This is a genomic window from Streptomyces sp. NPDC088246 (assembly GCF_044741025.1).
In the GTDB taxonomy this organism is placed as follows: domain Bacteria; phylum Actinomycetota; class Actinomycetes; order Streptomycetales; family Streptomycetaceae; genus Streptomyces.
Window position 1 is genome coordinate 78,034 of the sequence record NZ_JBIURV010000004.1, and the last position, 23,968, is coordinate 102,001.

Annotated in this window: 23 protein-coding genes, 1 tRNA gene and 2 pseudogenes; 15 read left to right on the plus strand and 11 right to left on the minus strand. The window is 70.5% G+C overall.

All coding sequences use genetic code 11. From position 1 onward, the window contains the following. The first annotated feature begins 49 nt into the window (after window positions 1-49). Together rlmB and ACIPEK_RS07850 are read left to right on the plus strand one after the other, a co-directional pair. Window positions 50-1,006 (plus strand): 23S rRNA (guanosine(2251)-2'-O)-methyltransferase RlmB, encoded by a 957-nt coding sequence (rlmB, locus tag ACIPEK_RS07845; protein ID WP_266359276.1) that lies wholly within the window; start codon window positions 50-52, stop codon window positions 1,004-1,006. A 116-nt stretch (window positions 1,007-1,122) separates the two neighbouring features. Further along, window positions 1,123-2,730 carry a DoxX family membrane protein gene (locus ACIPEK_RS07850; RefSeq protein ID WP_401992061.1) on the plus strand — a complete coding sequence of 536 codons (1,608 nt, stop codon included), beginning with the start codon at window positions 1,123-1,125 and terminating at the stop codon, window positions 2,728-2,730. A gap of 79 nt (window positions 2,731-2,809) precedes the next feature. On the opposite strand, the gene ACIPEK_RS07855 is transcribed toward ACIPEK_RS07850, so the two are convergent. The 3 genes from ACIPEK_RS07855 to ACIPEK_RS07865 form a co-directional block, all read right to left on the minus strand. Next, entirely contained in the window at window positions 2,810-3,520 is a 711-nt protein-coding gene (locus ACIPEK_RS07855) for a nucleotidyltransferase family protein (protein WP_351263513.1), read from the minus strand. Between the two features lie 33 nt (window positions 3,521-3,553). Next, window positions 3,554-3,967, minus strand: coding sequence for a hypothetical protein (locus ACIPEK_RS07860; protein WP_266359270.1), 414 nt, complete (start codon window positions 3,965-3,967; stop codon window positions 3,554-3,556). 225 nt (window positions 3,968-4,192) lie between these two features. After that, window positions 4,193-5,329 (minus strand): ABC transporter ATP-binding protein, encoded by a 1,137-nt coding sequence (locus ACIPEK_RS07865; protein WP_266359268.1) that lies wholly within the window; start codon window positions 5,327-5,329, stop codon window positions 4,193-4,195. 180 nt (window positions 5,330-5,509) lie between these two features. Between ACIPEK_RS07865 and ACIPEK_RS07870 the strand changes: the two genes are divergently transcribed. The 3 genes from ACIPEK_RS07870 to ACIPEK_RS07880 all read left to right on the plus strand — a co-directional run bounded on the left by ACIPEK_RS07870 (window position 5,510) and on the right by ACIPEK_RS07880 (window position 8,372). Then, window positions 5,510-5,583: transfer RNA gene (locus ACIPEK_RS07870), tRNA-Thr, on the plus strand. Window positions 5,584-5,944: 361 nt separating this feature from the next. Further along, window positions 5,945-7,282, plus strand: a complete 1,338-nt coding sequence (locus ACIPEK_RS07875) for a sensor histidine kinase (protein WP_401992066.1) — start codon at window positions 5,945-5,947, stop codon at window positions 7,280-7,282. A 442-nt stretch (window positions 7,283-7,724) separates the two neighbouring features. Further along, window positions 7,725-8,372 carry an ArsR/SmtB family transcription factor gene (locus tag ACIPEK_RS07880; protein ID WP_401992069.1) on the plus strand — a complete coding sequence of 216 codons (648 nt, stop codon included), beginning with the start codon at window positions 7,725-7,727 and terminating at the stop codon, window positions 8,370-8,372. Here the strand turns inward: ACIPEK_RS07880 and ACIPEK_RS07885 are convergent. After that, window positions 8,356-9,003, minus strand: a complete 648-nt coding sequence (locus ACIPEK_RS07885) for a response regulator (protein ID WP_383072672.1) — start codon at window positions 9,001-9,003, stop codon at window positions 8,356-8,358. The genes ACIPEK_RS07880 and ACIPEK_RS07885 overlap by 17 nt on opposite strands. Window positions 9,004-9,477: 474 nt before the next feature. Here ACIPEK_RS07885 and ACIPEK_RS07890 point away from each other — a divergent pair, with 474 nt between their 5' ends. From ACIPEK_RS07890 to ACIPEK_RS07910, 5 genes are all read left to right on the plus strand, one after another. Next, window positions 9,478-9,690, plus strand: coding sequence for a hypothetical protein (locus ACIPEK_RS07890; protein ID WP_401992072.1), 213 nt, complete (start codon window positions 9,478-9,480; stop codon window positions 9,688-9,690). Between the two features lie 155 nt (window positions 9,691-9,845). Further along, on the plus strand, window positions 9,846-11,744 hold the full coding sequence (locus tag ACIPEK_RS07895) for an FtsX-like permease family protein (protein WP_401992075.1): 1,899 nt from the start codon (window positions 9,846-9,848) through the stop codon (window positions 11,742-11,744). After that, entirely contained in the window at window positions 11,741-12,013 is a 273-nt protein-coding gene (locus tag ACIPEK_RS07900; protein WP_401992078.1) for a hypothetical protein, read from the plus strand. Before ACIPEK_RS07895 ends, ACIPEK_RS07900 begins: the two co-directional genes overlap by 4 nt. Beyond that, on the plus strand, window positions 12,010-12,837 hold the full coding sequence (locus ACIPEK_RS07905; protein ID WP_401992081.1) for an ABC transporter ATP-binding protein: 828 nt from the start codon (window positions 12,010-12,012) through the stop codon (window positions 12,835-12,837). The genes ACIPEK_RS07900 and ACIPEK_RS07905 overlap by 4 nt, the downstream gene beginning before the upstream one ends. Window positions 12,838-12,897: 60 nt before the next feature. Beyond that, window positions 12,898-13,353: a peptidase inhibitor family I36 protein gene (locus tag ACIPEK_RS07910; RefSeq protein WP_401992084.1), complete on the plus strand. Its 456-nt coding sequence runs from the start codon at window positions 12,898-12,900 to the stop codon at window positions 13,351-13,353. Window positions 13,354-13,537: 184 nt separating this feature from the next. Here ACIPEK_RS07910 and ACIPEK_RS07915 read toward each other — a convergent pair whose 3' ends face one another. Next, entirely contained in the window at window positions 13,538-14,284 is a 747-nt protein-coding gene (locus tag ACIPEK_RS07915; protein ID WP_401992087.1) for a TetR/AcrR family transcriptional regulator, read from the minus strand. Between the two features lie 125 nt (window positions 14,285-14,409). Between ACIPEK_RS07915 and ACIPEK_RS07920 the strand changes: the two genes are divergently transcribed. Together ACIPEK_RS07920 and ACIPEK_RS07925 are read left to right on the plus strand one after the other, a co-directional pair. Further along, window positions 14,410-15,909, plus strand: coding sequence for an MFS transporter (locus ACIPEK_RS07920; RefSeq protein WP_401992090.1), 1,500 nt, complete (start codon window positions 14,410-14,412; stop codon window positions 15,907-15,909). A 244-nt stretch (window positions 15,910-16,153) separates the two neighbouring features. Next, a complete protein-coding gene (locus tag ACIPEK_RS07925) occupies window positions 16,154-16,567 on the plus strand; it encodes an NUDIX hydrolase (RefSeq protein WP_401992092.1) in 414 nt (137 codons plus the stop codon). Window positions 16,568-16,645: 78 nt separating this feature from the next. On the opposite strand, the gene ACIPEK_RS07930 is transcribed toward ACIPEK_RS07925, so the two are convergent. Further along, entirely contained in the window at window positions 16,646-18,055 is a 1,410-nt protein-coding gene (locus ACIPEK_RS07930; protein ID WP_401992094.1) for an NAD(P)/FAD-dependent oxidoreductase, read from the minus strand. A gap of 63 nt (window positions 18,056-18,118) precedes the next feature. Then, window positions 18,119-18,793: a rhomboid-like protein gene (locus ACIPEK_RS07935; protein WP_401992096.1), complete on the minus strand. Its 675-nt coding sequence runs from the start codon at window positions 18,791-18,793 to the stop codon at window positions 18,119-18,121. Window positions 18,794-18,802: 9 nt separating this feature from the next. On the opposite strand from ACIPEK_RS07935, the pseudogene ACIPEK_RS07940 reads away from it, so the two are divergent. Further along, window positions 18,803-19,720: pseudogene (locus ACIPEK_RS07940) on the plus strand (aminoglycoside phosphotransferase family protein); the annotation flags it as partial. 40 nt (window positions 19,721-19,760) lie between these two features. Further along, window positions 19,761-20,249 carry a GNAT family N-acetyltransferase gene (locus ACIPEK_RS07945; RefSeq protein WP_401992098.1) on the plus strand — a complete coding sequence of 163 codons (489 nt, stop codon included), beginning with the start codon at window positions 19,761-19,763 and terminating at the stop codon, window positions 20,247-20,249. 12 nt (window positions 20,250-20,261) lie between these two features. On the opposite strand, the pseudogene ACIPEK_RS07950 reads toward ACIPEK_RS07945, so the two are convergent. Beyond that, window positions 20,262-20,399 (minus strand): annotated as a pseudogene (locus ACIPEK_RS07950) (zinc-binding dehydrogenase); the annotation flags it as partial. A gap of 84 nt (window positions 20,400-20,483) precedes the next feature. On the opposite strand from ACIPEK_RS07950, the gene ACIPEK_RS07955 reads away from it, so the two are divergent. After that, window positions 20,484-21,161: a pentapeptide repeat-containing protein gene (locus ACIPEK_RS07955; protein ID WP_401992100.1), complete on the plus strand. Its 678-nt coding sequence runs from the start codon at window positions 20,484-20,486 to the stop codon at window positions 21,159-21,161. Between the two features lie 15 nt (window positions 21,162-21,176). Here the strand turns inward: ACIPEK_RS07955 and ACIPEK_RS07960 are convergent, their stop codons facing one another. The 3 genes from ACIPEK_RS07960 to ACIPEK_RS07970 form a co-directional block, all read right to left on the minus strand. Beyond that, window positions 21,177-21,674, minus strand: coding sequence for a hypothetical protein (locus ACIPEK_RS07960; protein ID WP_114245809.1), 498 nt, complete (start codon window positions 21,672-21,674; stop codon window positions 21,177-21,179). A 208-nt stretch (window positions 21,675-21,882) separates the two neighbouring features. Continuing rightward, complete coding sequence (locus ACIPEK_RS07965) at window positions 21,883-22,509, minus strand: response regulator (RefSeq protein ID WP_383072701.1); 627 nt, start codon at window positions 22,507-22,509, stop codon at window positions 21,883-21,885. Continuing rightward, window positions 22,506-23,870, minus strand: a complete 1,365-nt coding sequence (locus tag ACIPEK_RS07970) for a sensor histidine kinase (protein ID WP_401992103.1) — start codon at window positions 23,868-23,870, stop codon at window positions 22,506-22,508. The genes ACIPEK_RS07965 and ACIPEK_RS07970 overlap by 4 nt, the downstream gene beginning before the upstream one ends. Window positions 23,871-23,968 lie beyond the last annotated feature (98 nt).

Below are 23,968 nucleotides of genomic sequence, written 5' to 3' on the forward strand. Positions count from 1 at the left end.
GCACACTTTCATTACGTACGCACGTCTGAAGCAACGAAACAGGTAGGTCATGGCCGGGAACAGCCAGCGCAGGAACCGCCGCACGTCCAACAAGAAGGGCATGCAGGTCGGCAGCGGTGGGCAGCGTCGCCGTGGCCTGGAAGGCAAGGGACCGACGCCGCCCGCCTCCGCCCGCAAGGGACACAAGAAGAACCGGGTGGCGAACGCCCAGGCCAAGCAGGCCGCGGCCCGCCGACCCGCCCCACGGCGCGGTGGCGCCAAGGGCACGTCCGAGATGGTCGTGGGCCGCAACCCGGTCTACGAGGCGCTGCGCGACGGCGTCCCGGCGACCACTCTCTACGTCCAGCAGTACATCGACAACGACGAGCGGGTCCGCGAGGCGCTCCAGCTCGCCGGCGAGCGCGGCAACATCAACCTGATGGAGGCCCCGCGCCCCGAGCTGGACCGGATGACGAACGGCCTGAACCACCAGGGCCTCGTCCTTCAGGTCCCGCCGTACGAGTACGCGCACCCGGAGGACCTCACCGCCGCCGCGTACGACAAGGGCGAGGACCCACTGATCGTCGCCCTCGACGGCGTCACCGACCCGCGCAACCTGGGCGCGATCGTCCGCTCCGTCTCCGCGTTCGGCGGCCACGGCGTGGTCGTGCCGGAGCGGCGCGCGGCCGGGATGACGGCGGGCGCATGGAAGTCCTCGGCGGGCACGGCGGCCCGTACGCCGGTCTCCCGGGTGACGAACCTGACCCGGGCCCTGGAGGGCTACCAGAAGGCCGGCATCACGGTCGTCGGTCTCGCCGCGGACGGTGAGCACACCGTCGAGGACCTGGAGGCCCTCGCCGGCCCCGTCGTCATCGTCATCGGCAGCGAGGGCAAGGGCCTGGGCCGCCTCGTCGGCGAGACCTGCGACTACCGGGTCCGCATCTCGATGCCGGGCGGCGCGGAGTCGCTGAACGCGGGTGTCGCGGCCGGGATCGTCCTGTACGAGGTCGCGCGGCGCCGGGGCTGAAAGTCACCCGGCCGGGGGGCGGCCGACCGGGGCGCTCCCCTGCCGGACCCCATTGACGGGCCTCGGACACTTCGGGCCCGTCAAGGCAGTGTCCTAAACACACATCACTCGGTTAGATGAGTGTGGACACCAGAACGCCTCGGTTCGACGAACAACCCGCCCTGAGCATGGCCAAGGTGGACTGCGACCCTGCGCAGGTCATCGTCAACCACGCCAGCTTCCGGGTGCGGCTCGCCCCCGGCCAGCGCCCGCGGCTGCGCGGTCTGGCCCCCGCCGGCGCGCCCAGGATCCCCGCCATGAGCGGCTCCGCCGGAGCTGTGCGCGGCAGGCGCTCGCCCGTCGTGTGGAGCGGCCGGTCCGCCCCGGGCGACCCCGGCGCCACCGGACTCCTCCAGGCCGTACGGAACTCCACCGCGGGCCGCCCGGCCACCGCGTACGATCCCTACGACTCCTACGCTGGCCACGAGTTCGACGGCGGGCTCGGTGCGCGCGGCACCCAGGTCATCGAGCGCCTCGAAGACACCCGGCCCAACCCCGTCATCACCGCGCCCCAGCAGCCGGGCCGCCACGGCAGCGGCCCCCTGCTGCCGCCCATGCGCCGGGCGGTCGGCGCCTACGACCCCGTCGACACCGGGCCAAACGAGTACGAGTACGACGACATCACCGAGGCCGGGGGGCGGCGCCACGGCGGCGATTCCGTGCGGCACGCGTACTACCCCGGGCGCCGGATGAACCTCGGCGTCGTGCTGCTGCCCATGCGTGTCTTCCTCGGCTTCATCTCCATCTACGCCGGCATGGGCAAGCTGTGCGACCCCGTCTACTTCGACGGCGGCGAGCGCGGCTCCATGGTCAAGTGGCTGACCTCGCTGCACCCCTGGGGCCTGGCCGAGCCACTGCGCGACTTCGCGCTCTCGCACCCGGTGGGCGCCGGACTCACCGTTGCCTTCCTCCAGGTCGTCGTCGGCGTCCTCACCGTCCTCGGCCTCTGGCAGCGCGTCGCCGCCTCCGTCGGCGCTCTCCTCTCCGCCGCCCTGCTGGTCACCGTGACCTGGCGCACCGTCGCCGTCTACGACGCGCCCGACATCATCTACCTCGCCGCCTGGAGCCCGCTGATCATCGCGGGCGCCCCCGTCTACTCCGTCGACGGACGGCTAGCAGGTGAGGCCTGGCGCAGGCTCGGCCCGCGCTCGGCGATCTGGGACCTCCGCCGCCGGGTGCTGCGCCGGGGTGCCGTCGTCGCCACCGTCGTCGTCGGCCTCACTCTTCTCGTGGGTTCCATGCTCGGCGGCGCTGTCCGCTCCTCCGAGGTCGTCACCGTGCCCGGTCCGAACGGCGACCCGACCAACCAGCTCCCCGGCTCTCCGCTCCCGCAGGAGTCCGGTAGCGGCCGGGCCTCCCACACGCCCGACGGGCGGCGCCCCTCGCCCTCCCGCAGCAGTGCCTCCACCACCCCGTCCGCCAAGGTGTCCACGCCCGCTGCGGGAGCCGTCCGCGAGTCCGGCCAGGCGGGTGCCGGTGCCGGACAGCCCAGCCAGACCCAGGGCACCGCCCAGCAGCCCCCGCGGACGACCCCGCAGCAGCCGCCGTCCAGCAGCTCCGGCCCGAGCTCCTCCGGCTCCACCGGCACCGGCGGCGGTTCCACGGGCGGCGGCTCGGACAGCGGAGGCTCCACCGGCGGAACGTCCGGCGGCGGGCAGAACCCCATCGGCGGTCTGCTCGGCTGAGACCCCCGGACTGCAGCAGACGAAGGGCGGTCACCGGAACGAACCGGTGACCGCCCTTCGCGTACTGCGCCGCTCTTTCCTACTGCCCGTCGAGCTCCTTGGCGGCCTCGGTCAGGTCCTTCGCCGTGTCGATGGCCCGCCAGTACGCCCCGTGCGGCAGCGGGTACCCGGCGAGCCTGCGCTCGCGGGCCAGCCGCGGGAACGTCGTCCGCTCATGGTCGCCCCGGTCCGGCAGCAGCGTCGTGAACGTCGGCGAGAAGACGTACACACCGGCGTTGATCAGGTACGGCGACGGCGGCGACTCGATGAAGTCGGTGATGTGCCCGAACGCGTCCGTCTCCACCGCACCCCACGGGATACGGGGACGGGCCAGGGCCAGTGTGGCGGTCGCATCGCGCTCGGCGTGGAACGCGGCCATCTCGCGCAGGGAGAAGCGCGTCCAGATGTCGCCATTGGTGGCGTACCAGGGCTGTTCCGGATCGGGCAGCCGGGCGGCGGCGTACTTCAGCCCGCCGCCACGGCCCAGGGGCTCGGACTCCACGACGGTCGTCACGCGCAGCGGCAGCACTGCCGAGTCCAGCCACTCCTGCAGTACCTCGGCCAGATGACCGCACGACACCACGGCATCGGTCACGCCCTCGGCGGCCAGCCAGGACAGCTGATGGCCGATGATCGGAGTCCCGGTGCCCGGGATCTCGACCATCGGCTTGGGGCGGTCATCGGTGTACGGGCGCAGCCGTGATCCCTGGCCACCCGCCAGGATCACGGCCTGCGTCGGATACGTATGCATGCCAGGCACGATATGCGGTGCCCGGACCACGGGTCAGCTGAACTGTGCGACGCCCGAGGCGAACGACGTGTCGCAGACGGGACGCGAGAACCGGTGGGCGCGCGTCGGACCGTACTGCTCGACCGCGGCGCGGCCCAGCGCCTTCGCGATCGACATGCAGTGCCGGGCGAGCGAGGGGCGGCCCTCGACGGAACGCTGCAGGTCCGTCAGCGCGACACCCGGGTCCTTCTCCCGAAGCTCCACGAGCAGCCGGTCACGGAGGATGTCCTGCGGAGTGCGCGCCTTGGCACGCTTCGAAAGATTGTGAGCCGATGCGGTCAGGACCTGCGACTCGGAATTGTGCGCTGCCCACGGCACGCTGGTGACGGCGAGAGTCCCGGAGAGGACCATCACGACGGGCAGTACGAAAGCGAGGGTTCGGCCGATGCGGCGCGCGGTGTGGGTCACGCAGCGAGCGTAGCGGGCAGTGATGATTTGGCGACATTTCGTCACCCTTGAGGGGGATGGTTCGAGGACGCTTTTCGAATCGTGTGTTGACGAGTCGCAGCGAAATGACCGGTGTGCCGGGGATTTCGGCGCTGTTCGGATCCAAACCCAAACACGCCCCACGGCGTGCGAACGGCCCCGCACGGAGAACGTGCGGGGCCGGCTGCGGTGCGGGTGTGCGTGGCGTCAGTCGGTGAGACGCGCACCCGTCGAGGTCGAGAAGACGTGCAGCTCGTCCGGGCGCGGCACGACGTGCAGCTTGGTGCCCTTCTCCGGAACGGCGCGGCCACCGACGCGGACGACCAGGTCCTTGTCCTCGCCGCCGACCCGCGCGGAGCCGTAGACGAAGCCGTCGGCGCCGAGCTCCTCGACGACGTTGACCGAGACGGCCAGGCCGGCCGGGGCGTCGGCGCTGTCCTTGGTGAGCGACTTGGCGGCGGCGCCACCGTGCTCGACGATGTCGAAGTGCTCGGGGCGGATGCCGACCGTGACGGTCGTGTCGCCCTTGTCCGCGGCGGCGGAGAGCGCCTCGCGGGAGACCGGGACGACGCTGTTGCCGAACTTCACTCCGCCGTCGGTGATCGGGACCTCGACCAGGTTCATGGCGGGGGAGCCGATGAAGCCGGCCACGAAGAGGTTCGCCGGCTTGTCGTACATGTTGCGCGGCGAGTCGACCTGCTGGAGCAGACCGTCCTTGAGGACCGCGACACGGTCACCCATGGTCAGGGCCTCGACCTGGTCGTGCGTGACGTACACGGTCGTGATGCCCAGACGGCGCTGGAGCGAGGCGATCTGCGTACGGGTGGAGACACGGAGCTTGGCGTCGAGGTTCGACAGCGGCTCGTCCATGAGGAAGACCTGCGGCTCACGCACGATGGCGCGGCCCATTGCGACACGCTGACGCTGACCACCGGAGAGCGCCTTCGGCTTGCGGTCCAGGTACTCGGTGAGGTCCAGCATCTTGGCGGCCTCTTCGACCTTCGCCCGGATCTCGGTCTTGTTGACACCGGCGATCTTGAGCGCGAAGCCCATGTTGTCCGCGACGCTCATGTGCGGGTAGAGCGCGTAGTTCTGGAACACCATGGCGATGTCCCGGTCCTTCGGGGGCAGGTGCGTGACGTCGCGGTCGCCGATGCGGATCGCGCCGCCGTTGACGTCCTCAAGACCCGCGAGCATGCGCAGGGAGGTCGACTTGCCACAACCGGAAGGACCGACGAGGACGAGGAACTCGCCGTCCGCGATGTCGATCTCGAGCTGGTCCACGGCCGGCTTGGTGGAGCCGGGGTAGACGCGGGACGCCTTGTCGAACGTGACACTGGCCATGCTGAATCTTCTCCTTCACCGGCAGGAACGTGCCGGACGATCCGAGTAAGGGAGTGGTCTGGTCCACTTGGGTGAATCCTCAGCGACGCTACCTGGCCATGTGGAATCTGTCAGTAGTTCGAGGGGCGCGAAATTTTGGGACCGCACAGGGGGCGGGTGTTGGTTACACTGCTCCGGCATGCCTCCTTAGCTCAGCTGGCCAGAGCAACGCACTTGTAATGCGTAGGTCGTCGGTTCGAATCCGACAGGGGGCTCCGGGAAACCCCCAGGTCAGGCACTAGCTGACCTGGGGTTTTGTCTTACTCGGGGGCGTGGCGGACGTACGGGTGAGGGAAAGCGGGACGGCCTGCGTGAGCGGCTTTGAGGCCGCTGTACCCACCCCGTGCGAAGGAGCGCCGGCTGCCGTCCCTGGCATCACGATCAGGGGCAGTGGGCGGCAGCGGGCGTCCGTGCCAGGTGGATCCTGCTGGTGGACCCGCCCCGCGAACGGCCCCGGCAGTACCTGCGACGGACTCCATTGCGAAACGATCGATGAGCCATGGGCGCACTCGCGGAACTCGCCTACGCCATCCGCGACTTCAGGTCGTACACGGCTCGATGCGTACGATCTGGCGCATGGGTGGGCTCAGTATGAACTCGGTGTACTGGGGCGGATACGGTGTGGTGATGACGGCCGCGCTCATGGCGGGTTGTCCGGCGATGGCGGCGACGGCGCCGCTCCTTGTCGTCGCCGCGTTGGTAGCCGTCGCGGCGGCGATGTTTCCCGCGCTGTGGTCGCCGCGCACAGCACACTGGGTCCCGGCCATCGTGTCGGGCGCCTGCGCGGTGTCCCAGGTGACCACTTTCGTCTTCCAGGGGCCGGTCGCCGGTGAAGCGGAGACCTGGTTGCTGGTGGAGAGCGTCGGCCTGACGGTGCTGGTGGTGCCGGCGGTGCGCAGGCCCCGTGGGCGCACCGCGCTGCTGCTCACAGTGCTCCTGACCGCGACCATCACGGAACTACCGCTGCGGATGCTGCTGAGGGTGGATCCACCGGCTACCTTCGAGCAAGCCGTCAAGCTCTGTCTGGCCTGGCTGCTGTTGGCCGCGGCGGCCAACGGCATCGGCTGCTATCTGCGGGTTCTGGACGCGCGCGGCAGGGCGGCGCTGGCCGCTGAGCGACGGACCCAGCGACTCGAACTCGCCCGGGATCTCCACGACTTCGCCGCCCATGACGTGACGGGGGTGGTGGTCCTCGCGCAGGCCGCCCGGGTCCTGGTGGACCAGGACCCGAAGCGGGTCGGGGAACTGCTCACGCACATCGAAGAGGCGGGCAGGCAGGCCCTGTCCTCGCTGGACCGCACCGTGCACGTGTTCACCGGTGACGACGCGGCGACGGACCGGCACGGGCGGCATGCCGGGGAGACGGCCGATGCGGGCGGCGATGCGCTCCGCCCGCGTCCGCGGGACCTGGACGGGCTGAAGGCGCTGACCGACCGGTTCGCCCGCACGGGCGGTGCGGCGGTGCGGCTCGATCTGGCCGACGGCGCCTTGGCCGACCTCCCTTGGCGCGTCAGCGAGTTGGGATACCGGGTGGTGGTGGAGGCGCTCACCAACGTACGGCGGCATGCCCCCGGCGCGTCCGAGGTGTGCATAGCGGTGTCCCGTGCGCCCTACGGCGGCATGGACACGCTCAGCATCACCGTGATCGACGACGCGCCGCATGTCGGCTCGGAGGAGGCCTCGGGGGAGGGCTCGGGGGAGCCCGGGGAGCCCGGGGAGCCTGGGGAGCCCCGGGGGCCTGAGCGGCTGGGCGGTGGGACCGGCCTGGCGGATCTTCGAAGGCGCGCGGCGGACATGGGGGGTGAACTCGCCGCGCGTCCGCACCCTTCGGGGGGCTGGCGGGTGAGCGTGCTGCTGCCGCTCGTGGCATCGGGGCCCGGCAGCGGCAGCGAAGAAGACCGGCCGAACGGCTGATGCCACGGAAGCAGGCGCTGAGCGACCATGAAGGGGCCGGCCGAGGGGCGCGGTCCCTGATCCGGTGATACACCCGGGCGGGAGATTACTGGTCAGGAGATTCGGGGGGATCTTCCAGATGATTCGCATTCGCATGTCTGCCGAGGATCTGACGTGTATTCGTATCGGCTCGGGCCTTGGTCCGGAAATCGAGGCGATTTTCGCGCTGGAAGTCCTGCAGGGGAGTGCGAACCATTTTCAGGCGTGGCGGAACGGCCTGCGTGAACGGCTTTCCTTGCAAGGGGATCTGGCGGCCCGTCTTGATCACCTCGTTCGGACGCCAGGAGTGTTCCGGGACGTCCTGAAGGTCTGGACGGGCGACCACGACATGGCGTCGGGCGAGAAATCAATGCCTTTTCGGTCGCACGCCGAGGCAAGAGAATTGGTACGGGATTTCTGCCGTGTGGCCGTGGCGCCCGGCTGGCCCGAGATCCAGGCGCGCATCGACGCCGAGACGGACGCTTGTCGGCAGATCGCGGGCAGCGCCGGAGTGAAGAGGCTGCTGAGCAGCTTGCATCCACGAATTCGCTGGCAGGGCCGGTGCCTTGAGATCCCTGCGGACGAGCCGAGCGAGGTCGTCCTGGACGGCCGGGGGCTGGTACTCGCTCCCTCGCTCTTCCTGCAGAGTGCGGGAGAGATGCTGGTGAACGCCGAGGGGGCAGGGAACAGCGTCCCGACGCTGGCCTTCCCGGTGCGGTTCGACCCGCGCCGGGAAGTTCTGCTGACCGGCGAGTCCGACGGCGCCATCACCGCACGCGACAGACAGCAGTCGCTCGGGGCGCTCGTCGGGCGGACCAGGGCCGCGCTCCTGCGCGCCGTGCTCGACGAGTCCACCACCGGCGAGCTCGCCGACTCGCTCGGGGTGACAGCCGCAGCGGTGAGCCAGCATGCGGCCGTCCTTCGATCAGCCGGACTCATCACGAGCCGTCGCAGCGGCAGCAGCGTGCTGCACACGGTGACGATGCTGGGCCTGCATCTGTTGCGTGGCGAGAGCGCCCGGCGAGCCGGTCATCGAACCGCCTCCGGTGCCCGGCTCACGGCCCGGGCCTGAGGCCCGCTTCCCAGGCCCAGGCGGCGATTTCCACCCGGTTGCGCACTCGCAGCTTGCGCTGCAGGTTGCTCAGGTGGGACTTGACGGTGCCCAGTGAGATGAAGAGTTCCGCGCAGATGTCGGCGTTGGTGAGCCCTTCGGCCACCAGGGTGGCGATCTCCTCCTCGCGAGCGGTCAGAGGCTCCACGGGTTCGTACGGGCGACGACGCGGTTCGGTATAGCGGCGCAGCAGCCTCATCGTGATCTCGGGGCTGATGAGCGCGTCGCCGGCGACCGCGGATCGTACGGCCTCGGCGAGCAGCGCGGGCCCGGAGCGTTTCAGGAGGAAGCCGCACGCGCCGTAGCGCAGTGCGGTGTGCACGTATTCGTCGAGGTCGAACGTGGTCACCACGACGACCTTCACTTCGGGGGCGACGCCGACCAGTCGGCGGGTCAGTTCCAGGCCGTCCATGCCGGGCATACGGATGTCGGCGAGCAGCACGTCCGGTCGCAGTTCCCGGACGGTCTCCAGTGCGCCGGGTCCGTCGGCGGCCTCGGCCACGACCTCCAGGTCCGCCTCGGCTTCCAGGATGTGCCGGAAACCCTCGCGGACACTCGCCTGATCATCCGCGACGACTATGCGCGTCTTCATGGTCGCATCATGCCACGGAGGGTGTGCACCGATGGGTACTTGTTATGGCCGCGGTAATTGATTCATGGTGGCGCTCATCGCGCTCGCCCATCGCTGTACCTCGCCGCAACCATCTCTGACTTGGTGAATTTAGAGACCGCTAAATGGTGTTGGTGCGGAGGTTCGAGATGGGGAATCGTAAGTGTCGTCACCGAGGCGCGGAAGTCCGGAGATGGAGAAAGGGGGGTGGGTGTCTTATGGGCGTGAGATACGAGTCCTATGCGATTGCGGATCCAGTGTGGTACGAGGTGTTGGAGCGATGTAGCGACGAGGAATCCAGATTCTCCGTCAGCGGGTCCGAACCGCCTTCCGGCTGGCGGCGGCAGACCATGGGCGTGTGGGAGTACCTCGACTTCGAGGGCGGCCGGCCGGCATGCGGTCGACCGGCTCCACATCGAGAAAGCCGCCCTGGAGCGGGTCGGTCACCTGCACTTCGTGCCCACCCTGTACGAGTACTTCACCGCCTGGGAGCACCACTACCTGGCCACCGGCTCCGCCGGAGCGCTGCTCGCTCTCGCGACCGGTGCCCCCCTCGACCGGCATGGAACGGGGGCGAATGACATGGCGGACATCCTGGCGCTGCGGGAGCTCGACGAGGAGGCCGTTCTCGACGCTCCGTTCAGCTCGCGCTCCCTCTTCAACTGCTGAAACAGCTCGTCATGGAAGCGGGAGTCGGTCCGGGAGGGCCGCGGCTCGTGCGGCCTTCCCGGAAACCGAACATACCCGTAGAAGGGTAGGAAATCGCAATGTCCTCAGCGCCGACCGTACCGGCACAACCTCTTCAAATGCCGGGGTTCATAAGGTTGTTCACGTCTGAGGTACGGGTGCATCCGGGGCGCGTCGCCGGAGCCGCGGTGGCCTGTGCGGTCACCGCCGCCGGTGTCGGTGCGTGCCTGGTGCTGATGACCGGCGTGAGTGGCACGGGCTATGCCGAGAACTCGGCCGCGGCGGCCACCGCCGACAGCGCGCAGGACCTCCTGTCCCTGTTGCTCACCCTGCTGCTGATGTCCGCCGTCCTGGTGACCGGGTCCACGGTCTCGCTGTGGACGGGCCAACGCCTCGGCCAGTTCGCCGTGTTGCGGGCGCTCGGGGTGTCGGCCCGCCGACTGCGCGCCATGGCGATGCTGGACGTGGCCGCGCTGTCGCTGCTGTCCGCAGTGGTCGGCATGGGCGTCGGCATCCTGCCCCTGGCCCGGTTCGTCCGGCAGGTGATGGCCGACAACGACCTGTACCCCGCGGCTGCCGGGCTGCCTTCCCCCGCCGTGACCGTACTGGAGGCGGCCGCGGTCTGCATGGGAACCTCCGTGGTCGCGGTGGTGGCGGCGCTGACCGCTGTCCTCGCGGCGGGCCGGGTACGCCCGATCGACCTGCTCAAGGACAACGCTCTGGCGATGGCGCCGAGCCGACGGAGCCCGGTGCGGCTCGGCATCGGTATCGCACTGCTCGTCACGACGTGCCTGCCGCTGCTGGTCCTGATGGTCGTGCCCATGCTGCCGGGGATGCTCAAGGCGGCGCTGGCCCCGGGCCTCGCCCCCATGATCATTCCGGTGCTCGCGGTACTCGCCCCGTGGTACGTGCCCCTGCTCGTGCGGCCTCTCGGCGGGCTGCTGCGACTGCTCGACAGACGTGTCGGACGGATCGCGGCCGCCGGGCTGCGGGCGGCACCCGTGCGTACGACCGCGGTCGCCGTGCCCGTGCTCCTCGCCGTCGGGCTCGCCGCGGCGATGCTCGGCGCCGGAGCGACCATGGGCGAGGCGGTGCGGGACCAGACTGAGCGCGGCCTGCGGGCCGACGGCGTGGTCAGTGCCGAGCCGGAGCACCGGCTGCCGGCCGGCGCCACCGCCTTCCCCGGCGGCACCGCGACTCCTCTCGTGCACACCACGGTCACCGCGCCGAAGACCTTCTACGACGACAGCCCCGAGCCGGTCCGCGCCTGGGGCGCCGACGCGCGGGCGCTGCCCGGGGTCCTCGACCTCGACGTGGAGCAGGGCCGCCTCGACGCGCTCACCGGAAGCAGCTTCGCCGCCGGTGCCACACAGGTTGAAGGGCACCACTGGAAGATCGGCCAGACGGTCAGGTTGCGGCTTGCGGACGGCAGTTCGCACCGGCTGCGGCTGGCCGCCGTCTACGGCCGTGACCTCGCGTTCCCCGAGTTCCTGCTGCCCGGCTCCCTCGCGATGGCCCACACCCCGGATGCCTACGCCGAACAGATCCTGTTGCGCGGCGACATCACCTCCTGGCCGAAGGCAGCAGGCCAGGAGGTGGCCTCGCGCTCCGCGTATCTCGCCGACCTCGCACCGCGCAGCCCGCAGGACGACCTGGCCGCCCATCTGATCGTGGCAGTGGTCAGCGGCTACGCGCTGCTCGCCGTCGCCAACACCTGCGCCCTGGCCCAGCGCGACCGCCGTGCTCAGCGGGCGCACCTGCGTGCCCTGGGGCTCACCCGGTGGCAACTGCTGCGCTGTGTCCTGTACGAGTCGTCGGGCGGCGCCGTCGTCGGCGTGGTGCTGTCCGCGCTGACCGCACTGATCTGCCTGACTCCGCTGGCGGCCGCACTCGGCGTACATGCCGTGCCGACGTTCGACGTGCCCTGGACGCTGGGCGTGCTCGGCGCCGTACTGGCCGCGGCGGCGCTCGCCTCCGCCCTGTCCGCACGCCCGCTGCGTGACATCCGTGAGCAGTTCGCGGGCAGTGCGTCATGACTCGCCCGCCGCGCCCGCCGCGTACGCGAGGACTCGGCCGGTCCTTCTGGCTGTTGTTCACCGGGGAGTCCGCCTCGGCCCTGGGCACCGCCGCATCCGTCATCGCTCTGCCTGTGGTCGCGTTGCGCCGCCCCGGCCCCGACACCGCGGCACTCGGCGCCCGAACACTGCGTCTCCTCGCCGCCGCGACCGGCCTGAAGCCCCCGAGCCCCACGGCGGGCAACCCCGCACCACCCCGATCACCGATGAACCCGAGGAGCACGATATGACCTCACCCCGCCCCTGGCCGGTCGGCGTCCCGCCCCACCGCACGCCGCCCGTGGACCCCGCGGCGGCGGCCTCCGCGGTGAACCTGACCAAGGCGTACGGGCAGTCGAACGCCCAGGTCGTCGCCCTCGACAGGGTCTCCGTCACGTTCCGCCGCGGCGAGTTCGCCGCGATCATGGGGCCTTCGGGTTCGGGCAAGTCGACGCTCATGCACTGCCTGGCCGGACTCGACTCCGGCACATCGGGCGGGGCCTGGCTCGGCGACGTGGAGCTGTCACGCCTGGGGGATCGCGCCCTGACCCGGCTGCGCAGGGAGCGGATCGGCTTCGTCTTCCAGGCGTTCCACCTGATCCCGGCACTGACCGTGCTCGAGAACATCGTGCTGCCCCTGACCGTCGCCGGACGCAGGCCGGACCAGCAGTGGCTGCGCTGGGTCATCGACACGGTCGGCCTCGCCCACCGGCTCGGCCATCGCCCGGCTCAGCTGTCCGGAGGGCAGCAGCAGCGGGTCGCCTGCGCGCGCGCCCTGGTGGGCCGCCCGGAGATCGTCTTCGCCGATGAGCCGACCGGGAACCTGGACTCACGAGCGGCCGCGGACATCCTCGGGTTCCTGCGCCGGTGCGTGCGCGAGCTGGGCCAGACGGTCGTCATGGTCACCCACGACCCGCTCGCGGCCAGCCACTCCGACCGCGTCGTCTTCCTCTCCGACGGCCGCATCGTCGACGAACTGGCCCACCCCACCTCGGACCTCGTGATGAGCCGTATGCGGCAGTTCGACACGAGCATCGGCATCAGCCACTGGGCAGGGCCCGACGCGGGGCCATGACCAGTCCGGCGAAGTCCGTCACCTGCCACCCACGCAGGGCCGTCCACGAAGGAGTCATGCATGTTCGGCACCGACAGACGTGCAGTCGTTCCCGTCGGATTCGTCGCGCTGCTGCCGGCTGCGCTGGTCCCCCTCACGGCCGAGCGGGCTGATGCGGCCCCGACGGCGGACAACTGCCCGCAAGGCATGGTCTGCTTCTATCCGCAGGCCGACTGCCAGGAATCCGTGCAGATCGCTGATCTCGCTGCGACGCCGGGATGCCGGTCCACGATTCCGGCACGCTCGGTGATCAACAACAGCAGCTCGCCCGTCGGGCTCTACGTCGACGACGAGTGCACTCGGTACCCCGACCGAGTCGAGGCCTGCGGAACCCGGGACACGCTCGCCGCGTCCGCCGTCACGGCGGACCGACTCATGAAGCAAGGCCAGGTCACGGGGTGCGCACGGCCGCTTCGGGATTCCGCGGTACCGCCCGGCACCACCCTGGATGATCTTGCAGGCCCTTGTGATGCGTAGGGCGTCGGTTCGAATCCGACAGGGGGCTCGGTGAAAGGCCAGGTCAGACATTCGTCTGACCTGGCCTTTTCTGTTGATCCGACAGGGGCTCAGAGGAACCCCAGGTCACGCGGCCCGTGACCTGGGGTTTTCTTATGCATGAGGCGTGGCGGGGCGTGTGGTCGCGGTGTCGTGGGAGGACTTGCTAGCGCGGGAGGCGCAGCGACAGGCCGTCGAGGACGACCTCCAGGCCGTAGGCGAACTTGGTTTCGCGGATCTCTGCGGGGTCGACGGCCGGGGGTTCGGCGTAGGCGTCGGCGAGGTGGTCGTGGCCGGCCGCGGCCTGCTGGGCGGCGGGCATGAGGCGGGCGATGAAGGCGGCCTCGGTCTCGCCGGAGCGGGCGACCGTGGTGAGCCAGGCCGCCTCGGTGGTGCTCATGCCGATGACGTAGGACATGACGGTGTCGATCGCGCGGCTCGGCTCGGGAAAGCCGGCGGCCGTGAACAGGGCGGCCAGTCGCTCGGCGAAGGACATGAGGTTGGGGCCGAGGTAGGCGAGGCCCGCCTGGCCGAGGACCGAGGACAGCCACGGGTGGCGCAGGGAGGTCGCCCGGAAGGACCGGGCGGCCTCGGTGGCGGCGGCGCGCCAGTCGGGGCTGTCGGCCTCGGGGTCTGCCCGGACGGAGTCCGGGGAGGGGACGACGATCTCGGCGGCGACCTCGTCCACCGCGAGCTCCATCAGCTCGTCCTTGGTCGCGACGTGCCGGTAGAGGGAAGTCGCACCGGCGTTCAGGCGGGCGCCGAGCTTGCGCATGCTCAGCGCCTCGATGCCCTCGGCATCCAGCATGGCGATCGCCTCGCGGACGATCGCGGCCCGGCTGAGTGCGGGCTGGTCGGGCGCGGGCTGCTGCCGGGCCCACACGGACGGGATCGGGTTCGTCCTGGCGGCCATGACCCTCCTTCAAGGCGTACAGCGTTCGCATTCAGCGTACAGGAATAGGTGCTTGCGAACGATGTACTCGCATGCGTACGGTGTTCGCAACGAGGAACGTCGTGCGCAGGCCGAGAGGAAACCCCATGGAAACCCGTAATCCGCGCCGCTGGTGGATCCTCATCGTGCTGTGTCTCAGCACGCTGGTCCTGGTGGTCGACAGCATGGCGCTGACCGTCGCGGTGCCGTCGATGACCGAGGACATCGGCGCGAGCGCCCAGGACATCCAGTGGATCCTCGACTCCTACATCCTGGTCTTCGCCGGGCTCCTGCTGACCTCCGGCAGCCTCGGCGACCGCTTCGGCCGCCGGAAAATCATGATCATCGGCCTGTTGCTCTTCGGAGTGGCGTCGCTGGCCGCGACCTTCTGCACGAACCCCGGCGAGGTGATCGCGGCGCGGATCACGATGGGCGTGGGCGGGGCGCTGATCATGCCCTCGACGCTGTCGATCCTCATCACCGTCTTCGACGAGGAGGAACGCCCCAAGGCGATGGCGGCGTGGGGCTCGGTGTCGATGCTCGGCCTGGTCGGCAGCCCGGTGCTCGGCGGCGTGCTGATCGACCACTTCTCCTGGCACTCGATCTTCTTCATCAACGTCCCGGTCGCCGCGCTGGCCGTCCTGTCGGCCCTCGTCCTCATGCCGGAGTCGAAGGGGCCCTGGCAGAAGCCCGACCCGATCGGAGCGGTGCTGTCCGCGGTCGGCATGACCGCCCTGATCTGGTGGATCATCGAGCTCCCGCAGCACGGCGCCTTCGGCGGCCGCGCGGTGATCACCCTGGCCGCCGCGGTGATCGCCCTCGGCGGGTTCGTGGTCTGGGAGAACGTCACCCCCGCGCCGATGGTGCCGCTGGTCCTGTTCAAGCACCGCAACTTCAGCGGCGGTTCGCTCTCGCTGACCCTTGTGCAGATCGGCAACGGCGGCCTGCTGCTGGTGCTCACCCAGTACCTGCAGTTCGTGCTCGGCTATTCGCCGGTCAAGGCGGGCCTCGCGTTCGTACCGCTGGCCGTCGCCGCGCTGATCGGCAACGGCGCCGGCGCCGGGCTCGCCGCGAAGATCGGCAACCGCTTCCTGGTACTGGGCGGGATGCTCGTCATGGCTTCCTCCTTCGCGCTGCTGACCACCGTCTCGGCAGACTCCGGCTTCACCGTCCCGGCGGTCGCGCTCGGACTGCTCGGCCTCGGCGCCGGCCTCGCGATGCCGGCCGCGGTCGGCGCGCTGATGGGCACCATCCCGGCGGAGAAGGCCGGCGTCGGATCGGCCCTGAACGACACCATCCAGCAGGCCGGCGCCGCGCTCGGCATCGCGATCCTCGGCTCGCTCCTGACGAGCGGTTTCCGCAGCGAGATGCCCGCCGACGCGCCCGAGCAGGCCAAGCAGTCGATCGCCGGCGCACTGGCCGCCGCCAACGGCGACACCGGACTGGTCCACACCGCCCGGGAAGCCTTCACCGCCTCGATGTCGACCACCTTCACCATCAGCGCGATCGGCGTCCTCGCCGCGGCCCTCCTGGCCACCCTGGTCATGCGCGACACCAAGCCCGAGCCCGCCGCGGCCCAGGCCGAGGAGCCCGAACTCATCGCCTGACCCCGTGAAGAAGGCCGGTGCCCCGGGAGGGCGCCGGCCTTCTTCCGTTGCCGGTGCGCCGACCGGGCCGGCAGGTGGCGGTCGGCTCGCAAGCCGATCAACGCGCCCTCCACGACGGGTGGTTCACCTTCGTTTCCCTGCGGAACCCGCCCGCACCCTCTCGGCGCACGGTCGATAGATTGCCCCGCACGGGGCGGTCTGGGCCGCAGAGCCTGAGAACCGGAGGGACACAGTGAACAGTCATGTGCGTTCGCGCGTATCGGCGTATGCCATTGCCACCGTGCGGGACCAACTACTTTTGACTCAACTCTCCGATGCCTCACCGGTCTTCGAGCCCGGGCTGTGGCACCTGCCCGGCGGCGGAATCGATCCGGGCGAGCAGCCGCGGGAGACGCTGGCACGCGAGTTGTACGAGGAGACCGGCCTCGAACTCCTTGGCGCCCGCCTGGCGGACGCGCGGGCGTATACGGCCACCCGGCTCGGGATCAGCTGGAACCTGGTGGGGCTCTTCTACATCGTCGAACTCAAGCCCGGCCCGCCGACGGTCACCAAGGCGGATGACTCCACGAGCGCGGTGACCTGGATGCCCCTGTCCGGCCTGGAGGACTCGATCCTGTCCCCGGCCGCGATCGACGGTCTCGGGATGATCACGAAGTGACGCGACCTCCGTACGGGTGACCGAACGGACCACGGGCACCCGCCACCGCCCGGTGGCGGGTGCCCGTCCGTTTTCCGGTCAGTGCCGTCCGGACAGCCGGTCCGCGGCCTTCGCGATGGGGTCCGTGCCGAGGCGGAGCGAGGTGAGTTCCCGGCGGTCGGCGGTGCGGTAGGCGGCGTACATGCCGTGGACACCGAGCCAGCGGAAGGGTTCCGGTTCCCAGCGGCGGACCCGGTGGTTGACCCAGGGCAGTGCGGTCAGTTCCGTGGGGCCGGACTGACCGGAGTCCTGCTGGATCAGGTCGCGCAGCGTGCGGGCGGCGAGGTTGGTGGTGGCGACGCCGGAGCCGACATAGCCGCCGGCCCAGCCGAGGCCGGTGGAGCGGTCGAGGGTGACGGTGGCGCACCAGTCGCGGGGGACGCCGAGGATGCCTGACCAGGCGTGATCGATGCGGGCGGCCCCGGTGGTGGGGAAGAGGCGGACGAGGATGTCGCGAAGGGCCTCGATGGTGGCGGGCTGGGTGCGGGCTGTGTCGTTGAAGTGGGCCGCACCCGAGCCGTATCGGTACGGGACGCCGCGGCCGCCCAGTGCGATGCGGTCGTCCGCGGTGCGCTGGGCGTACATGTAGGCGTGGGCCATGTCGCCGAGGGTTTCGCGGCCGTCCCAGCCGATGGTGTCCCACACGGACCGGGGGAGCGGCTCGGTGGCGATCATCGAGGAGTTCATGGGGAGCCAGGTGCGCCGCTGGCCCTTGAGGTTGGCGGTGAAGCCCTCGGTGCAGCGCAGGATGTACGGGGCGCGGACGGTGCCGTACGGGGTGTGGGCGTGCTTGGGCTTGATCTCGGTGACGGGCGTCGACTCATGGATGGTGACGCCGAGCGCCTCGACTGTCGCGGCGAGGCCCTTGACGAGTTTGACCGGGTGCAGGCGGGCGCCGTGCGGGGTCCAGGTGGAACCGACGGCTCCGGTGACGTTGATGCGTTCGCCGGTCTCGCGGGCGCCGCGCAGGACGCGGTCCTTCTCGCCGAAGGCGATCTCGACGGAGTGGAAGTCCTTGAGCCGGGCCAGCTGGGCGGGGGTGTAGGCGACTTCGAGAACACCGCCCTGGTGGATGTCGGCGTCGATGTTCTCCTCGGCGGCCACGCGGACGACCTCGTCGACGGTGTCGTTCATCGCCTGCTGGAGACGGACGGCGGCTTCGTGGCCGTGGAGCTTGGCGTAGCGGTCGCGGCCCGCGATGCCGTTGTACAGCCAGCCGCCGTTGCGCCCGGAGGCGCCGTAGCCGCAGAACTTGGCTTCGAGGACGATGATGTTGAGGAAGGGGACGGCCTTCTTGAGGTAGTAGGCGGTCCACAGTCCGGTGTATCCGCCGCCGACGATGCAGATGTCGGCGGTTGCGTCGCCGGGGAGGGGTTCCCGGGGGGTGGGGGTCCCTTGGTCCGCGTACCAGAACGATATGCCGCCGTTGACGGTGCTGACGGTGCTCATGTTGCCCCTGCTTTGTCCGGTGTGAAGCCGTGCCTGAGGTCGTGCTTTCTCTGGGGCGGGACGTTACTGCGCCGGAGGGGTTTTCGTCTTCGGCCGGGACCGGGTCAGTGGGTAGCAGGCGAGGCCGATGAGTACGGAGGTGAAGTGGCCGAGGTCGGTGAAGGTGCGGCCGGTGATGAGCGGGATGCCGTAGAAGACGAGGACGGCGAAGAGGTACACGTACCGCCAGGGCGCCGGGACGCGGTATGTGAGAACTGCGACGACGCCCGCGAGCGCGTAACTGACCCCGACATCGAGCGTGTTGGCGGCGGCCGGCGGTACGTGTCCGTGCCGGATGGCCCAGGCCAGGAGGCCTTCGCTGACGAGGGTGGCGAGAACATGGGCCGCGATGACGACGGCGAACCAGCGCAGGGTGCCGAGCCAGCGTTCGGCGGGGGCGTGGAAGACGGTGTAGAGGACGGCGTAGGGAACCCAGTGGCCGCCGTCGATCCAGAAGGCGCTGGTGATCAGTACGCGTACGGGGTCCCGGGAGAGTTCGTGGATGTTGGTCGAGCGCTGGCGCAGGAAGTCCTCTTCGAAGTCCGGTGACATCTGGTGGACGATGACGGCGGTGACGAAGAGTGCGGCCAGCCAGATGTAGGTGCCGGGTGCGCTGCGAATCCATGAGCCGACGCTGCGGATCCACGAGCCGGCGGTGGTGCGCGGCCGGGGCGGCGGGTCGGGGCTGCTCGGAGTCATATCCGATTGATGCACGGCTCTACGATCGTCCGCGTGATTGACATTCCGGACGGGCTGATCGACACCCAGTCCAAGTACAACGGGGCGGTGGGGCGGGCCTTTCTCGCGGCGCTGCCGGGGCGGGCCGCCGAGTTCCTGGAGCGGTGGGGGCTCCGGCGGGACGGTGAGGCGTTCCACGGGGTGTGCGCACTGGTGCTTCCGGTGGTGCGGGTGGCGGACGGTCGCCGGGCGGCGTTGAAGCTTCAGCCGGTGGACGAGGAGACGGCGGGGGAGCCTGTCGCGCTGCGGCTGTGGGGCGAGGCGGGCGCGGGGGCCGTGGAGCTGCTGGATCACGACGCGGCGACGGGGACGCTGTTGCTGGAGAGACTGGAAGGTGACCGCTCGTTGACGGAGATGGCGGACGGGCGGGAAGCGGTGCGGATTCTGACGGGGCTGCTGGCCCGGCTGTCGTCCGTACCCGCTCCGGCGGGCTGTGGGCTGCGGGGGCTGGGGGACATGGCGGCCCGGATGCTGACGGCGGCGCCCGGGGCGGTGGCGGCGCTGGCGGACGGGGAGGAGCGGCGGCTGCTGGCGGACTGCGCGGCGGCGGTGCGGGAGGTCGCGGGGGAGCCGGGGGACCGGTTGCTGCACTGGGACCTGCATTACGGAAATGTGCTGGCCGACGGGGAGGGCCGCTGGGTGGCCATCGACCCGAAGCCGCTGGTCGGCGATCCGGGGTTCGAGCTCCTTCCGGCGCTGGTCAACAGGTTCGACGCGGCGGCCGTGCGCCGGCGGTTCGATCTGATGACGGAGGTGCTGGGGCTCGACCGGGAGCGGGCGCGGGCCTGGACGCTGGGGCGGCTGCTGCAGAACGGTCTGTGGGCTGTGACGGACGGGGAGCGGCGGCTGGAGCCGGATCAGGCCGAGATCGCGCGGCAGTTGCTGGGGCGGGGTCGGCGGGGGACGAGCCCGTGCTTACGCTGCCCTCATGATTCGTACCGCTGCCCCTGCCGATGTCCCCGTCATCCACGCCATGATCCGTGAGCTGGCCGACTACGAGAAGGTCCTGCACGAGGCGAACGCCACCGAGGAGCAGCTGCACGAGGCACTGTTCGGCGAGCGGCCCGCCGCTTACGCGCACATCGCCGAGTCGGACGACGACGGCGAGGTCGTCGGCTTCGCGCTGTGGTTCCTGAACTTCTCCACATGGCGCGGTGTGCACGGCATCTACCTGGAGGACCTGTACGTACGTCCGGAGCGGCGCGGCGGCGGGCACGGGAAGGCGTTGCTGACGGAGCTGGCGCGGATCTGTGTGGAGCGCGGCTACGAGCGCCTGGAGTGGTCGGTGCTGAACTGGAACACCCCGTCCATCGCGTTCTACGAGTCGCTGGGCGCGCGGCCGCAGGACGAGTGGACGGTGTACCGGCTGACGGACGGGGCGTTGTCGAAGCTCGGGGAACAGCTCGGCGGAAAGTAAGTCCTCGCCGGGTTACGGAATCAGGACGACCTTGCCCATCGTGCCCCGGGTCTCCGGGGCGCGGTGGGCGGCGGCCGCTTCGGCGAGCGGGAAGCGCTGGACCGTGGGGCGGAGCCGGCCGGAGGCCGCCTCGGAGAGCGATCGCGTTTCGCGCTGCTGTGTACGGGACGGTTCGCGCACCCGTTTGTGACATCGGCGAGGGGCGTTGTCAGTGGGGTGGGTCACGATGGGGGCATGGCGCGCAGCAGCAGGAAGACGGACACGATCGCAGCGGCACGGCGGCCGGAGGTGCGGCTGCCGCCGCTCGTTCTGTACGACGGGGGAGGACTGGAGCCGGACGGGGACTACGACGGTGTGCGGTTCGACGGGACGGATCTCGCGGACGAGTCGGGTCCGGGGGCCCGGTTCATGGACTGTGCGCTGGACGGCTGCGCGCTGGACCGCACGGAGCTGGTCAGGGCCCGTTTCATCGACTCGGTGCTGACGGGCGTACGGGGTGTGGGCACCGATCTGGCGGGGGCGTCGCTGCGCGATGTGGAGGTGGTGGACGCACGGCTGGGCGGGGTGCAGTTGCACGGCGCGGTGCTGGAGCGGGTGCTGGTGCGCGGCGGGAAGATCGACTACCTGAATCTGCGGAAGGCGCGGCTGAAGGACGTGGTGTTCGAGGGTTGTGTGCTGTCCGAGCCGGATTTCGGGGATGCGCAGCTGGTGCGGGTGGAGTTCCGCGACTGTGTGCTGAAGCGGGCCGACTTCAGTTCCGTACGGATGGAGTCGGTGGATCTGCGGACGGTCGCGGAGCTGGACATCGCCCGCGGGGTGGAGCGGCTGGCGGGTGCGGTGATCAGCCCGTCACAGCTGATGGAGCTGGCTCCGGCGTTCGCGGCGCAGATCGGGGTGCGGGTGGAGGCGTAGCCCGCCGGGGCCGGGTCAGATACGGGGGAAGCGGGCCTGGAGGTCCCAGATCACGGGGTTGTCGGCGAGCCCTTCGTGCATGTCGGCGAGGTCGGCGATCAGGTCGTGCAGGAAGTCGCGGGCCTCGCGGCGCAGCAGCGAGTGGCTGAAGGTGAGCGGGGGTTCGTCGCCGGGCATCCAGTCGGCCTCGACGTCGACCCAGCCGAAGCGGCGCTCGAAGAGCATCCGGTCGGACGATTCGGTGAAGTCCAGCTCGGCGAACTGGCGCCGGTGCGAGCGGTTGCCGCGCGGGTCCTGGTCGATCTGTTCGACGATGTCGCACAGCGCCCACGCGAAGTCGAGCACCGGCACCCATCCCCAGGCTGTGGACACTTCGCGGTCCGCCTTGGTGTCCGCGAGGTAGACGTCCCCGGAGAACAGATCGTGCCGCAGGGCGTGGACGTCCGCGCGGCGGTAGTCGGTCTGCGGGGGATCGGGGAAGCGTCGGGAGAGGGAGTAGCCGATGTCGAGCACAGTTCGATGGTGTCATGCCGGGTGACGGGGGGCCGACACGATCGGGTGAGGCCTGCGCCGCAGGGCCCACGAGTCCGGCAGACACGGACTGGAAGACTGCTGAAGATCTCGAAATCGAGCCCGGCTCGTACCTGTTCGACCCGATTGGCATTTACCGGCATTCCGGGTGAGCCGAACGGCCCGAACAAGATCTTCAGGGCTCTTCCAGCTAGGGCAGCAGCCGCTGCTCCTTCGCCACGGCTACGGCGCCCGCGCGGGTGTCGACGCCGAGTTTGTCGTAGATGCGTCCCAGGTGGGTCTTGACCGTGGCCTCGCTGATGAACAGGGCGCGGGCGATGTCCCGGTTGCCCAGGCCCTGGGAGAGCTGGGCCAGGATGTCGAGTTCGCGGTCGGTGAGGGTGGGCCCGGGCTTGCGCATCCGGGCCATGACACGGCTGGCCACGGGCGGGGAGAGCGTGGTGCGGCCCTGGGCGGCCGAGCGGATCGCGGCGAAGAGCTCCTCCGGGCGTTCGGCCTTCAGCAGGTAGCCGGTGGCGCCCGCCTCGATGGCGCGGGTGATGTCGGCGTCCGTGTCGTACGTGGTGAGGACCAGTATGTGGACGCCGGTGGCGGCGATGCGGCGGGTGGCCTCGACGCCGTCGATGCCCTCGCCGAGCTGGAGGTCCATCAGGACGACGTCCGGGGTGAGCTTGGCTGCCAGGGCGACGGCCTCCTCGCCGCTGCCGGCCTCGCCGACGACCTCGATGTCCGGTTCGCTGCCGAGGAGGGCGAGCAGCCCTGCGCGTACGACGGCGTGGTCGTCGCAGAGCAGGATGCGTACGGGCGGCGCGGTCATGCGGGGGCCTCCGGGGCGGTCGTCGGTGCGGGTGCGGGTGTGAGGGGGACGGCGGCGGACAGGACCGTACCCTCGCCCGGTGTCGACTCGATCGTCAGCGTGCCGCCGAGCTGGTGCAGCCTGGCGCGCATCGCGGGCAGCCCGTGGCCGCGTACGCCGCCGTCGGGTCCGGTGCGCTCGGCGGGTGCGAAGCCCTGACCGTTGTCGGCGATGTCCAGGACGATCCGGTCGTCGAGATGGGTCAGCGTCAGCGCCGCCTCCGTCGCGTGTGCGTGTTCCTTCACATTGGCCAGTGCGCCCTGCGCGATGCGCAGGAGCGCCGACTGCACGCGGTCGGGCAGCGCGGTGTGCTGCTCTCCCTCCACATGGCAGCGGACGGTGAGCCGCCCCTGCGCCTGCGCCGTCTCGCGTGCGGCCAGTGCGTGCAGGGCCGCCTCCAGGCCGCCGCCCTCCGCGAGATCGGCCGGGGCCAGGTCGTGGACGAAGCGGCGGGCCTCGGCCAGATTGCGTTCTGCGATGCCCGTTGCCGTACGGACATGGCGGCGGGCTGTCGCCGGGTCGGCGTCCCATGTGCGGTCGGCGGCCTGGAGCAGCATCTGCTGGCTGGACAGGCCCTGCGCGAGAGTGTCGTGGATCTCCATCGAGAGCCGCTGGCGTTCGGCGAGGGTTCCTTCGCGGCGCTCGGTGGCGGCCAGTTCGCGGCGGGTGCGCAGCAGGTCGTCGATCAGTTCGCCCTGCCGTTCGGACAGTTCGCGCTGACGCACGGCCTGACGCTGCATATGGACGAAGACCGCCGTCGCGACCGCCGCCACCGCGGGCGGGGCGAGCACCAGGTTCGGGTCGAAACCGTCGGCCAGCCGCAGCTGCGCGGCGACGACGAACACGGTGAGCAGAGCGACGAGCGCGAGTGCGGCGCGTGGCGGAAGGATCCGCAGCCCGGTGTAGAACAGCGGGACCGCGCACCACGCGAAGCTCGGCGCGAGGACGACCAGCACCATCCATACGGCGACCAGCACCCCCAGCCACACCACGCTGCGCGGCGTCGGACGCGAACCGAGCACCGGCCCGAGCACGTACAGCACGGCCAGGGCGACGGAGAGCGCGATGATCCACGGGGTGCGGGCCTCGCCCGGGTGCCGCAGCAGGAAGCGGGCGAGCGAGGCGCCGAGCAGCAGGAAGAACGCGGCGTGCATCAGGAGCGCGAGCCATCGGGCATCCGGGTCGCCGGTTCCGGTTGCGCCGTTCCTGCTTTCGCCGAAGGCGCCGGTCCGCCCTGTCACGGTGCCGTCAGTCCGCCCCGTGACCGTGCCGGGCGCCGGTCGGATTCGGTGCTCCACCTCGTGACCCTCGCTCCTCACCATCGCTATCGGCGCTGCTGACCTGCGCAGATACGTCCATGGTCACCCCGGATGACCACCCACGCATCAACCGATCGGCCGATGGGGCCGTCGGCCGTACC